Source organism: Enterococcus sp. DIV1368d (assembly GCF_050542975.1).
In the GTDB taxonomy this organism is placed as follows: Bacteria; Bacillota; Bacilli; order Lactobacillales; family Enterococcaceae; genus Enterococcus_D; species Enterococcus_D casseliflavus.
Window position 1 is genome coordinate 1,534,059 of the sequence record NZ_CP172939.1, and the last position, 13,224, is coordinate 1,547,282.

13 protein-coding genes are annotated in these 13,224 nt (G+C 42.6%); 11 read left to right on the forward strand and 2 right to left on the reverse strand.

From position 1 onward, the window contains the following. Window positions 1-31: 31 nt before the first annotated feature. A complete protein-coding gene (locus IGJ44_RS07070; RefSeq protein ID WP_010748043.1) occupies window positions 32-919 on the reverse strand; it encodes a pyruvate, water dikinase regulatory protein in 888 nt (295 codons plus the stop codon). Between the two features lie 95 nt (window positions 920-1,014). Between IGJ44_RS07070 and IGJ44_RS07075 the strand changes: the two genes are divergently transcribed. The 9 genes from IGJ44_RS07075 (at window position 1,015) to recO (ending at window position 8,285) form a co-directional block, all read left to right on the forward strand. Next, complete coding sequence (locus tag IGJ44_RS07075; protein WP_005225833.1) at window positions 1,015-1,446, forward strand: Fur family transcriptional regulator; 432 nt, start codon at window positions 1,015-1,017, stop codon at window positions 1,444-1,446. 160 nt (window positions 1,447-1,606) lie between these two features. Beyond that, on the forward strand, window positions 1,607-1,783 hold the full coding sequence (gene rpsU / locus IGJ44_RS07080) for a 30S ribosomal protein S21 (RefSeq protein ID WP_002356740.1): 177 nt from the start codon (window positions 1,607-1,609) through the stop codon (window positions 1,781-1,783). Window positions 1,784-1,816: 33 nt separating this feature from the next. Continuing rightward, window positions 1,817-2,266, forward strand: coding sequence for a GatB/YqeY domain-containing protein (locus IGJ44_RS07085; RefSeq protein WP_005225841.1), 450 nt, complete (start codon window positions 1,817-1,819; stop codon window positions 2,264-2,266). Window positions 2,267-2,437: 171 nt separating this feature from the next. Continuing rightward, window positions 2,438-3,412, forward strand: coding sequence for a PhoH family protein (locus IGJ44_RS07090; protein WP_005225842.1), 975 nt, complete (start codon window positions 2,438-2,440; stop codon window positions 3,410-3,412). Window positions 3,413-3,433: 21 nt separating this feature from the next. Further along, complete coding sequence (locus IGJ44_RS07095) at window positions 3,434-5,635, forward strand: HD family phosphohydrolase (RefSeq protein ID WP_167827432.1); 2,202 nt, start codon at window positions 3,434-3,436, stop codon at window positions 5,633-5,635. Next, window positions 5,635-6,111 (forward strand): rRNA maturation RNase YbeY, encoded by a 477-nt coding sequence (gene ybeY, locus IGJ44_RS07100; protein ID WP_005225844.1) that lies wholly within the window; start codon window positions 5,635-5,637, stop codon window positions 6,109-6,111. Before IGJ44_RS07095 ends, ybeY begins: the two co-directional genes overlap by 1 nt. After that, on the forward strand, window positions 6,095-6,484 hold the full coding sequence (locus tag IGJ44_RS07105; protein ID WP_270266577.1) for a diacylglycerol kinase family protein: 390 nt from the start codon (window positions 6,095-6,097) through the stop codon (window positions 6,482-6,484). Before ybeY ends, IGJ44_RS07105 begins: the two co-directional genes overlap by 17 nt. 34 nt (window positions 6,485-6,518) lie before the next feature. After that, window positions 6,519-7,418, forward strand: coding sequence for a GTPase Era (gene era / locus IGJ44_RS07110; RefSeq protein ID WP_005225846.1), 900 nt, complete (start codon window positions 6,519-6,521; stop codon window positions 7,416-7,418). A 93-nt stretch (window positions 7,419-7,511) separates the two neighbouring features. Next, window positions 7,512-8,285, forward strand: a complete 774-nt coding sequence (gene recO / locus IGJ44_RS07115; protein ID WP_005225847.1) for a DNA repair protein RecO — start codon at window positions 7,512-7,514, stop codon at window positions 8,283-8,285. On the opposite strand, the gene IGJ44_RS07120 is transcribed toward recO, so the two are convergent. Continuing rightward, a complete protein-coding gene (locus IGJ44_RS07120) occupies window positions 8,279-9,085 on the reverse strand; it encodes an AraC family transcriptional regulator (protein ID WP_005225848.1) in 807 nt (268 codons plus the stop codon). The two genes, recO and IGJ44_RS07120, sit on opposite strands and share 7 nt — an antisense overlap. 121 nt (window positions 9,086-9,206) lie before the next feature. On the opposite strand from IGJ44_RS07120, the gene IGJ44_RS07125 reads away from it, so the two are divergent. Next, window positions 9,207-11,219, forward strand: coding sequence for a beta-galactosidase (locus IGJ44_RS07125; protein ID WP_430606494.1), 2,013 nt, complete (start codon window positions 9,207-9,209; stop codon window positions 11,217-11,219). Beyond that, entirely contained in the window at window positions 11,219-12,976 is a 1,758-nt protein-coding gene (locus IGJ44_RS07130; protein ID WP_074535737.1) for a glycoside hydrolase family 35 protein, read from the forward strand. The genes IGJ44_RS07125 and IGJ44_RS07130 overlap by 1 nt, the downstream gene beginning before the upstream one ends. Window positions 12,977-13,224: the final 248 nt, after the last annotated feature.

Here is a 13,224-nt window from a genome sequence, read left to right on the forward strand (position 1 = left end):
CTGCTCACCGTTTTTCATTGCTTCATCGATGTTAGTCTTTCGTTTCTGACGTGTAATAACTATGATCTTCTAAGTTTAATGCATTTAAAATCATAGAGGCGGTTTCTTCGATGGAAAGAGAAGCGACATTGATCACGACACAGCCTAGTTTTTCATACAGATCATTGGCAAACGTCAGCTCCGCTTTGATTTTTTCGATATCGGAATACGCAGAATCTGGGTTCAAGCCGTAGGAGCGCATCCGTTCTTTGCGAATACTGTTTAACACATTCGGATCGTTTGTTAGCCCGACGATTTTTTTCGGATCGATTTCCCAGAGCTGTTTTGGGATGTGGGCTTGCGGCACTAAAGGCAGGTTAGCAACTTTTAAATTTTTGTTTGCTAGAAATAGACTCAAAGGCGTTTTTGACGTCCGAGAAACCCCTAGTAACACGACATCTGCTTCCAAGAAGCCACGAGGGTCTTTCCCATCATCGTACATAACCGCAAATTCCATGGCTTTGATGCGTTTGAAATAATTTTCGTTTAAGTGGTGCAAAGCCCCTGGCTCTCGTGAAGGTGCTACGCCAGTTCGTCGCTCTACTTCACTTACTGGAGGGGTCAATACGTCGAAATGGTAAAGGTCAGCTTCTTCACAAAAATGATTCGTCAAATCTACAAGTTCTTCTTTGATCAAGGTATGAAGAATAATGGCGTTGTGTTTTTTTGCATCAGACAAAGCTTTGATCAAATGCTCTTTTGTGTGGATAAACGTGCGTCTAAAAAGGTTAAATTCGACGCTGGGGTATTGGGCCATTGTCGCTTGTGCAAGCTTCGATGCCGTTTCGCCGGCAGAGTCCGACAACACGAACATCGTCACTGCGGCACTGGTTTGCAATTTTTCTTGCAAGTCTGGTTGTTCAGGTTCAGTTGGCTTCATAAGAAAAATCCTCTCTTGCTTTTTTATTGATTTCATTATACCATACTTAAGATCGATAGAATCGGAATGATTTTGATTTATCAGGAGGGCCTACGATGAAAAATCAAACACTTATTGAGCATGCCATGACTACATTGAAAGAAAATGGCTTTAAATACACCAAAAAAAGAGAAGCGATCATCACCTATTTAGTGAAACGCAATCGCTATTTGCCAGCCAAGGAAATTCATGAATACATGTCAGAAAAGTATCCTGGCTTGAGTTATGATACGATCTACCGGAATTTGCATGATTTTTCTGAGATCGGTATTTTAGAAGAAACAGAGCTGAACGGGGAGATGAAGTTTCGCTATAACTGCTGTGCAGAATTAGAGGACCATCATCACCATCACTTTATTTGCACGGTTTGTGGCAAAACAAAAGAACTGCATATTTGCCCGATGGACTTCTTCCAAGAACAGCTTCCTGGCTGCTTGATCGAGGGACATCGCTTCGAGATTTTGGGCCGTTGTGAAGAATGTCAATGAAAACCCAAACAAACTTGATGGGATCGAAGACTTTTTTAACAGAATGCCTTGACACTTTTTCAGGGGTTAGCTATAATTTTTAAAGGACAGTCGTGTTTTTTGGGATTTTATTTCAATAACAACTACGGTTACTTTTTAAGCTCGGAGGGAGGGAATTTACATGTCAAAAACAGTCGTTCGCAAAAACGAATCACTTGACGATGCTCTTCGTCGCTTCAAACGTTCCGTGTCAAAAGCGGGTACTTTACAGGAATCTCGTAAACGTGAATTTTACGAAAAACCTAGCGTAAAGCGTAAGAAAAAATCTGAAGCAGCTAGAAAACGCAAAAAATTCTAATTTTCTACTGTTTTGAGAATTGGAGCTGGTAGTGTGACACTACTAAGTACACTGAATGATGACATGAAGACAGCGATGAAAGCCAAAGACAAGGAAACCTTGCAGGTGATCCGCATGTTGAAAGCATCAATTCAAAATGAGCAGATCAAAAAAGGTTCTGACTTGAATGAAGAAGAAGAGTTGACCGTTTTGTCTCGTGAGATGAAACAGCGTCGTGATTCTTTAAATGAGTTTGAGAAAGCTGACCGAAATGATCTAGCAGAGAAAGTCAAAGTTGAAATTGCAGTTGTTGAAAAATATTTGCCAGCACAACTCGATGAAGCGGAAATCCGCCAAATCGTCGCTGGAGCGATTGAAAAGACTGGTGCTTCTTCTTCCAAAGAATTTGGAAAAGTGATGGGTGCTGTAATGCCACAAGTTAAAGGCAAAGCAGACGGCAATCAAGTCAATGCGATCGTTAAAGAATTATTGGATCAAATGTAAGCTCACGCCGCAAGTATGGATGACATGCTTGCGGCTTTTTTTTCTGATTTCGAAAACTTAAAAAAAGCATAAGGACAAGGGGAAACGACTGTTGTGCTTGATAAGTAATTTTTCTTTTTTCCATCTTATGTTATTATTAATAAGAACGCCAAAAAAGGAGCTGTAACATATTTGACAGACAAAACAATAACGATCGAGATAACACTTAGTGAAAACGATGACGTTCGTTTATTATTAGGTGCCCACGATAAGAACATCAAAATTATTGAAGACTCCACAGGAACGGTCATTCACACTCGTGGTGAGCTGATCCAAATCGTAGGAGAAACTGAAGCCGCTGAAAAGGCACAATCCGTGATTCGGGCTTTGCAAGAGTTGATCAAACGAGGCATCAATATCAGTACCCCTGATGTGATCACTGCGTTGAATATGGTGAATAAGGGCAGTCTTGATTATTTCAAAGATATGTATGAAGAAGAGATCATCAAAGACCGTAACGGCAAACCGATCCGAGCGAAAAATGCTGGGCAAAAAAAATATATCGAAGCCGTCCGTAAACATGATGTAGTGTTTGGTGTCGGCCCTGCTGGAACCGGAAAGACCTTCTTAGCAGTCGTAATGGCAATTGCAGCTCTAAAGAAAGGCCAAGTGCAAAAAATCATTTTGACACGTCCCGCCGTTGAAGCAGGAGAAAATCTTGGATTCCTACCAGGAGACTTGAAAGAAAAAGTCGATCCTTACTTACGCCCCGTTTATGATGCGTTGTATCAAATTTTTGGGATGGATCATACGAACCGTCTCATGGAACGAGGCGTCATTGAGATCGCACCATTGGCATATATGCGTGGACGTACGCTAGAAGATGCCTTTGTCATTTTAGATGAAGCGCAAAATACGACGATCGCTCAAATGAAAATGTTTTTGACCCGTTTAGGATTCAACTCTAAAATGATCGTCAATGGCGATACCAGCCAGATCGATTTGCCAAAAGGGACTTTAAGCGGCCTGATCCACGCCGAACGAACGTTACAAGAGATCCCTAAAATTGCTTTTGCTAATTTTGAAGCAGGAGATGTCGTGCGGCATCCAGTTGTTGCCGAGATTATTCGTGCATATGAAGAAGCAGATCTTAAAGACAAGCGCTGATCGTCTTTTAGGAGGAGAACTATGATCATTCAACCACTACGGAAATTTAGAGAAAGACTTGGGAAATTCTATCTACCAGTTTTGATGTTCCTTTTCTTTCTTTTTTCGATTGGTATCATGTACACCAGCGTCAAACAAAACAATGTCGATTATAGCGAAGGTCAAGTGGCGGAAGAAAATATCCGTGCCAATAAAACGATCGAAAACACCGCTGCGACGGAACAAAAGCGTAAACTGGCTGCCGAAGCTGTACCACCAGAGTACACGTATCAGGATACACTGGCGCAAACGCAGCATGATCGTATCGATCATTTATTTGACTTAGTTGCTTCAGTCAAAAAATCAGTGGATGAAGCCCATGAAAAAAAAGTGGCTGAGGCCGATGAGGATGAAAATATCCCTAAACCTAGTACAGATGAATATATCGCAGCCTTAAAACAAGAATTTGAAAAAATGAGTGATGATGAACTGGATTTTTATCAGTCATTTACCAATAATTTTTTGACGACGATGTTCTCATTAAGTGATGATGAATTAAATACAGTTCGTACCTATGCGCTACAATTAGTTGATGAACAAATGGCGAAACAGATCCGCCAAACGGAATTAAGTACGTTTCGTTCTGAGGCGGAAGATAAGATCCAGTTCTTAGATGTTAGCTCAGACATGGCTTCTGTCTTACGTTTCTTAGTCAATCAAGGAATCGTCGTGAACGATATCCCAAATGAAAAACGGACAGAAGAAGCACGGCAAACCGCCATGGATGCTGTTCCTCCAGTGATGATTTATCAAGGAGAGATCATTGTCCGTGAGGGCTCGCAGATCGATGCCAATGCCCTAGAGAAGCTGCAGCTTTTAGGAATGACTAATCAGACCTTTTCTGTTTTTCCATTGATCGCTTTAGTGTTAGCAACAGTCTTACAGATGCTTATGGTGTTTTATTACACGAAACAGACGAAAGACGTGGAAAAACGGATGAATGCGGTCACGTTTTATATTTTGGCAATGGCATTCAGTATTTTGATCATGAAGTTTTTCCAACTTTTCCAATCTGAATTAGTGACCTTTATCCCGCTGTTTTTCCCAGCTGCGTTTACACCGTTGATCCTGAGTATTTTCTCCAGCCGTCGTTTGGGGATTTTGTCTGCGATTTTCCAAGTAATCAGTGCACTCTTTATTTACTTTGATTCTAGCGGAACCAACTTGTTGACGACCGTCTTAGTCACCTATTTGTTCTCTGGCTTGATGGGAACGATGATCAAGCGCGCCCGCATCGCTAGTCAAGGGAAAACGGCAGTAGCGTGGGTGATCGTCTTTCCGCTCTTACTGAGTTTTGTGCTGGTGATTTTCCAAGGAATGGATTTTGCTCGCGGGAACACTTGGACCACGATCATTTGTGGTTTAGCAGGCTCTCTCTTAAGCTATTTGCTAACGATGGGACTACATCCTTACATCGAATTGTTGGTGACGGATGAGAGTATGATCGTGTTAAATGAATTGAGTAACCCGAATCATCCATTGTTAAAACAGTTGCTGGAAGAAGCGCCAGGAACGTATCATCACAGTATGATGGTTGCCAATCTTAGTGCCAATGCCGTTGCCGAAATCGGCGGGCAAAGCTTACTGACTCGTGTGGCTTGTTATTACCATGATATCGGCAAGGTCAAACATGCCAATTTCTTCGTAGAAAATTTACCTGCTGGTGCCGAAAACCCGCATAATTTCTTGTTGCCTGAAGACAGCAAACAAATTATCTTCGGTCACGTGATCGATGGGGCGGTAATTCTCGAAGAAGCCAAAATGCCGCGCATGGTGATCGACATTTGTCGTCAACACCATGGCACGACCTTGATGCGTTATTTCTACGTGAAAGCCAAAGAGCGTAATCCCGAGGTGACGGAAGAAGATTTCCGTTATCCTGGTCCAAAACCGCAAACACGAGAAGCTGGCGTTGTGAGTATCGCGGATAGTTGTGAAGCAGCTGTTCGAGCGATGGAAAATCCAACAAATCAAAAGATTCAAGAATTTGTTGCAAATCTCATCAATGATCGGATCTTAGACGGTCAACTGGATGAAACAGGCCTGACTTTGAAAGAAATCCGAATGATTGAAAAATCACTGGTCAACGGACTTTGCAGTACCTTCCATTCACGGATCAAATATCCAAAAATGAAGTCGGAAGCAGAGAAAATGAAAGAAGAACAAGAAAGAAGAGAGCGCTAATGGAGATTACCTTTTTAGATGAGACAAATTCAGTGGGGGAAACCAAGATCAAAGAGATCGAAGGACTGCTGCAATTTGCTGCAGGACATTTAGAACTTCCAGAGGATACAGAAATGTCCGTCACATTTATGGACAATGCGGCGATCCAAGAAATCAATCGGGAGTACCGCGGCAAAGATATGCCAACGGATGTCATTAGTTTTGCCTTTGAAGAAGAAACAGACGAAGAGCTGTCGATCATTTTTGACGAAGCCCTTGAAGAGCTGCCGCGTGATCTTGGAGATATCATGATCTCCATTGAACGAGCGAAAGAACAAGCTGCTGAATACGGGCATACCTATGATCGGGAGCTGGGTTTCTTGGCGTTACATGGTTTCTTGCATATCAATGGCTATGATCATATGACACCTGAAGATGAAAAGGAAATGTTTGGATTGCAAAAGGAAATACTGGATGCCTATGGACTCAAAAGATAAGAATATTGGGAAAAACAAACAATTTATTTCGTCGATCGAATTTGCTTTCACTGGTATAAAAACCGTCTTTAAAGAGGAACGCAATATGCGTAAACATGTTGCACTAGGAATCGTTGCGATCATTGTGGGCTTTATTTTCCGTTTGAGTCAAATGGAATGGCTCTGGTTGCTACTAGCTGTTTTCTTAGTCTGGATCGTTGAGATCATCAACACCGTCTTTGAAAACGTCGTAGATATGTTTACAGATTTCCATTTCCATCCTATTGGAAAAAAAATCAAAGATATGGCAGCTGGTGCCGTGCTGATGACTGCAGTTTTTGCGTTAGTCGTCGCAGCGATCATCTTCTTGCCAAAATTGCTGCAGCTCTTCTGATGCGCACCAAAACACAAGATAAAGGGGAACAACAATGACAACACACAAATCAGGCTTCGTTGCGATCGTCGGGCGGCCAAATGTTGGGAAATCAACACTACTAAATCGAGTCGTAGGACAAAAAATCGCGATCATGAGTGACAAAGCGCAAACGACCCGTAACAAAATCCAAGGGGTCTACACGACGGATGACGCACAGCTGATCTTTATCGATACACCAGGGATCCACAAACCCAAACACCGTTTAGGCGATTTTATGGTTGAAACCGCCTATAGTGCACTGCGAGAAGTTGACGTGACGCTATTTATGATCAGTGCGGACCAAAAGCGTGGGAAGGGCGATGATTTTATTATCGAACGATTGCGCCAAAGTCAGACACCGGTTTTCCTCGTGATCAATAAAATTGATAAAGTCCATCCAGATGCCTTATTGGCAATTATTGAAGACTACTCCTCACAAATGGACTTTGCTGAGATCGTACCGATTTCCGCAACAGAAGGCAATAATTTCGAAACGTTAATGAAGCTACTGATCGATGAAATGCCAGAAGGGCCTCAGTACTTCCCAGAGGATCAAATCACGGATCATCCAGAATACTTTATCGTTTCCGAATTGGTGCGGGAAAAAGTCTTGCTACTGACCAGAGATGAAGTACCTCACTCAGTAGCGGTCGTGGTTGACTCCATGAAACGAGACCACAATGACAAGGTGCATATTCAAGCGACGATCATTGTCGAACGTGACAGTCAAAAAGGCATTATCATCGGCAAAGGCGGAAAAATGCTGAAACAGATCGGTACGAAAGCTCGTTTAGACATTGAACACTTGTTAGATGACAAAGTCTTCTTGGAATTATGGGTAAAAGTTCAAAAAGATTGGCGCGACAAGCAAACATTCTTAACAGATTATGGCTATCGCAAAGATGAGTATTGATGACATGCAGATCAAACATGATCTGTTTTAATGAAGAAAAACTGATGCAGTTAGCGAACTGGATCAGTTTTTTTAAAGAAATGGGGTGCGACGATGAATCTTGTTGAAACAAAAGGAATCTTGCTTTTTTCAAAAGACCATAAAGAAAAAGACAAGCTAGTCAAAATCTTTACGGAATCTGCTGGGAAGCAAATGTTTTATGTCAAGGGTGCCCATCGGAAAAACAACCCCTTGGCACCAGCACTGCTCTCCTATACTGAAGCCACCTACATGGGAACCATCAAAACGGAAGGCTTGTCCTTTTTAAACAATGCCAAAGACATCCATCCTTTTCGTACGATCCAAAGTGATATTTTTATTGCTGGTTATGCAACCTACTTATTGAATTTGGCTGATTCTGCTATTGATGATCGGGTCTATGACCCACATCTATACCAATTTTTACATGAGGCCTTGCAATTAATGGACCAAGAAAACGACGCAGAGATCATCACCAATATTTTTGAGATCCAGATTTTGCACCGTTTCGGGATCACCCCGAATTGGACCCATTGTGCGATCTGCGGAAAAACCGACGGTCGGTTTGACTATTCCTCAAAATATAGCGGTATTTTATGTGAACAGCACTGGGGGATGGACGAACGTCGTTATCATGCTGATTCTCGGGCGATCCATTTTATTCGCTTATTTTCGCAAATATCCTACGAGCAGATTGCTTCAATCAAATTAAAGCCAGAAACGAAAGCCGCGATCCGACGAGTGATTGATTTATTATATGATGAATATGTGGGCATTCATTTAAAAAGTAAGAAGTTTATCGATCAGATGGGGCAATGGCAAGACGTCTTAAAACCGAAAAATCAATGATAGAGTTGGCGAAACTTTAATGGAGTTAAGCCGACTCTTTTTTTGAATAATGCTGTAAAGTGACTTGCATCTTGAAACCCCACTGCGAAGGCAGCTTGTTGAATGGGCAGATCTGGCTGTGCCACCAAAAGCTCTTTGGCTCGGGTCATGCGGTAGTTCAATAAATATTGTGCAGTAGATTGCCCCAAAAAACGTTGGAACAAACGTGAGAGATACTGTGGTGACACATAGACGAGCCCTGCTAGTTCTTTGATCGTGATCGCCTGATCGTAATTCGTTTCGATTTCTTGTATAACGGGAACCAGATATTGTTGGAACAGCGGGTGTTTTTCTGTTGGATTCCCTGAGCGTTCTTGCATGATCGCCAATAAAAAGCGGTAACATTCGCTAGAAGCCCGTAGCGGGTCCCAACTGATTTGTTGGTCTTCTTTGATCCGTTGATTGATCCAGGTGACATAAGAAAAGGTTTCTGACTCTTCAGCTAATATATAGGGCTGATTCGTGTACTGCTTTAACACCTCAGCTGCCAAAGGGCCTTGGAATGTGGCGAAGGATGTTTTCCAGTTAGTCAATGGATAATAGCGATGGGGCGTAAAAGGAAAAATCAAAATGCCTTCATTCGGACGTAAGATAAACGATTCCTGACCAAATGTGATTCGGCCTTCCCCTTGCTCGGTTTGCAGCCAATGGAAGTAGGGATAGCCATCAGGACGAGCGACGTCATCTTGCGCCCAATCGTTGCCGATGCTTTCCAGAGATAAAGGCAGCTGCTGATTGGTTTGATAAAAGTAGATAGGCATAGTGTACCTCCGTGTTTCGAAAAGTTATAAAATAGTGTTTCATGTATTATACTACAACAGAATGAAAAGCCTTACAATAAGAGAGTAGAAATCATTTTATTTTAAAGGAGCGTTCACTTACATGACAAAATTTTTTGATAGCATTCTATTTGGCGGCGATTATAATCCAAATCAGTGGCCGAAAGAGATTTGGGAAGAAGACATTCGGATCTTTAAAAAAGCAAGTATCAATAGCGCGACCGTCAATGTTTTTTCATGGGCAAAGATCCAACCCTCTGAAAATTGTTATGATTTTGAGGAATTGGATCAAATCATCGAAAAATTAAGTACGGAAGGTTTCGACATCGTCTTAGCCACTTCCACAGCTGCTTTGCCAGCTTGGATGTTTAAGAAGTATCCAGAAGTCGCTCGCACCGATTATGATGGACGCCATCATAAGTTTGGGCAACGGCACAATGCCTGTCCCAACAGTTTGGTTTATCAAAAATACGCAGAACGCTTGGCAACGAAATTAGCCGAACGTTACGGCGAAAATCCACAAGTGACTTGTTGGCACATCAATAATGAATACGGCGGCGAATGTTATTGCGACAACTGTGAAAAAGCGTTTCGTGTCTGGTTAAAGGATAAATATCATACGATCGAAGCACTGAATAAAGCCTGGAATATGGAATTTTGGGGTCATACCGTGTATGAATGGGATGAAATCGTGTTGCCAAATGCGCTGTCAGAAGGAATCGGCTATGACAAGACGGCATTTGCAGGAATTTCTATTGACTACCGGCGGTTCAACTCGGATAGTCTTTTAAAAAACTACATGATGGAGCGGGACGCTATTCGGAAAATCGATCCCACAACACCGATTTCAACGAATTTGATGGGAACCTTTAAAGGACTGGATTATTTCAAGTGGGCAAAGGAAATGGACCTTGTTTCGTGGGATAATTATCCATCGTACAATACGCCATGGAGCTTAGTAGCCATGACCCATGATTTGATGCGCGGGTTAAAACAGCAACCCTTTATGCTGATGGAACAAACACCTTCCCAACAAAACTGGCAGCCTTATAATTCATTAAAAAAACCAGGACAGATGCGGGCGCAAAGCTATCAAACGATTGCTCATGGGGCAGATACGATCCAATACTTCCAATTGCGACGTTCCATTGGTGCTTGTGAGAAATTCCATGGTGCGGTCATCGAACATGTCGGTCATGAAGACACGCGGGTTTTCCGAGAAACAGCAGCTCTTGGGGCTGAATTAGCGCAGCTTTCAGACATCATTGGCACGCAAACCCAAGCACAGGTTGCTGTGATTTTCGATTGGGACAATTATTGGGCATTAGAATATACGAGTGGTCCAACCGTTGACCTGAAATATGTAGAACAGATCCATCGCTACTATCGCTATTTTTACGAACAAAATATTGCGGTCGATTTGGTTCCCGTGGATGCTGACTTATCAAAATACAAGCTAGTCGCAGCTCCGGTTCTGTACATGATCAAAGAAGGGATGCAAGAGCGGCTAACTGATTTTGTTAAGCAAGGCGGTGCTTTACTTACAACGTATATGAGCGGCATCGTTGATCAATCAGACAATGTTCACTTAGGCGGTTACCCTGGCCCCTTGCGGGAGTTAGCTGGCATCTGGGTGGAAGAAATCGATGCATTAGCCCCAGAACAATCAAACGAGGTTTCGTTAGTCAATGAAGACCTTACAGGAACAAGTAATTTAGTCAGCGATTTGATCCATTTAGAAAACGCCGAAGCGCTAGCGCATTACACGAGCAATTTCTATGCAGGAATGCCGGCAGTGACCAAAAATACATTTGGCGATGGCACCGTCTATTACTTTGGTGGACAGTTGGAAGATCAGCTGCAAGATCAGCTTTTCAAAACGATCGTCAAAGAGACCGATATTACCCCAGTGATCGAGGAGGCAACAAAACTAGAAATTGCCTGTCGTGAAAATGCAGAGGCGAAATTTTTCGTCATCATCAATTTCCACGAAGAAGCACAACCGCTGCCAGAAATGTTTGTTGGAAAAACGGATCTTCTGACGGGTAAGGTTCTTTCTTCAGAAATGATGCTGACGCAATACACCACCTATATCGTCAAAGAGGGGCGTAACTGATGCGAACTTTTGCTATTGAAGATGACTTTTATCTAGACAACAAGCCTTTTAAAGTGATCTCTGGAGCGATCCATTATTTTCGTGTCGTTCCTGAATATTGGCAAGATCGCTTAGAGAAACTACGCTTAATGGGCTGTAATACCGTCGAAACCTATGTTCCTTGGAATCTTCATGAAGCACAGGAAGGTGTCTATCAATTTGATGGGATCCTTGATTTGCGGCGATTTATCCAAACGGCACAAGAAGTAGGGCTTTATGTCATTTTGCGACCAGCACCTTATATTTGTGCGGAGTGGGAATTTGGGGGACTGCCTTATTGGCTATTGCAAGACCCTATGATGAAGCTTCGGTTTGATTATCCCCCATTTATGGAAAAAATCACTCGTTATTTCGCCCATTTGTTTCCACAAGTGCGGGATCTGCAGATCACCCAAGGCGGTCCGATTATAATGATGCAAGTAGAAAATGAATACGGCAGCTACGCCAATGATAAAGAGTATTTGCGGAAAATGGTGGCTGCGATGCGGCAGCATGGTGTAGAAACGCCGTTAGTGACCTCTGACGGACCTTGGCACGATATGCTAGAAAACGGCAGTATCAAAGACTTGGCATTGCCTACGATCAACTGCGGCTCCAACATCAAGGAAAATTTTGAAAAACTTCGAAAATTTCACGGAGAAAAACGGCCACTGATGGTCATGGAATTTTGGATCGGCTGGTTTGATGCCTGGGGTGACGACCAGCACCATACGACCTCAACACAAGATGCAGTAAAGGAATTGCAGGATTGTTTAGCATTAGGTTCTGTCAATATCTATATGTTTCATGGCGGGACCAACTTTGGCTTTATGAACGGGTCAAACTATTATGAACGCTTAGCGCCGGATGTCACTAGCTATGATTACGATGCCTTGTTGACAGAATGGGGAGAACCTACTGCCAAATACCAAGCCTTCAAAAAGGTGATCGCTGACTATGCGGAAATTCCTGAGTTTCCATTGAGTATGGAAATTGAGCGAAAAGCTTATGGAACATTCTCAGTGAAAGAACGAGTCTCCTTGTTTTCGACGATCGACACGATCAGTCAACCGATTATAAGTAATTACCCGTTATCGATGGAAGCCTGCAATCAAGCGACGGGTTATATCTATTATCGCTCACTGATTGGGCCTGCTCGGAAGATTGCCGACTACCGTCTGATCAATACGATGGATCGTGCCCATACGTTTATCAACCAGGAACTTTTGCGCATCGATTACGATCAAGAAATCGGTCAAACCTACAGTTTCGATTTATCAGTATCAGAAAACGAGTTGGGGATCTTGGTGGAGAATATGGGGCGGGTCAATTATTCCGTAAAAATGAACCATCAGCACAAAGGCATCAAAGACGGTGTGATCATCAATGGCGCCTTCCAAAGCAACTGGGAAATCTATCCCTTACCGATGGATAATTTGCATGCCATTGATTTCCAAGGAAAATGGCAAAAAGGACAACCAAGTTTCTCACGCTTTGAATGTGTTTTTGATGAATGTGCAGATACTTTTATCGAATTGCCAGGCTGGGGTAAAGGGTTTGTCCAAGTCAATGGTCATACGATCGGCCGTTTCTGGGAAAAAGGACCGCAGCAGCGCTTGTACGTCCCAGCACCGTTTTTAAAAATCGGAATGAATGAGATCATCGTTTTTGAAAGTGATGGGAAAATCGCTGATGAGATCGTCTTTCATGACCAGGCGGATTTAGGCCCAGAAGCATAAAAGTTCAAATTAATCATTGACAAACCCTAGCTTCAACTACTATCATAAGGGTAATCGAATCCGTGCTATGATCGGAAGAAAGAAAGAAGACCATTCCATGAAGCGAACTTGGGAGAGTGAAAGCCAAGTTGGAACCTTATTTCGCAGGCGTCCGTGAGCATGATCAATGAAGCTGCCGACTTGTCGGAAGTAGGGTGGAACCGCGAATTTATCGTCCCTATATCTATACAAAGTGTATAGATATAGGG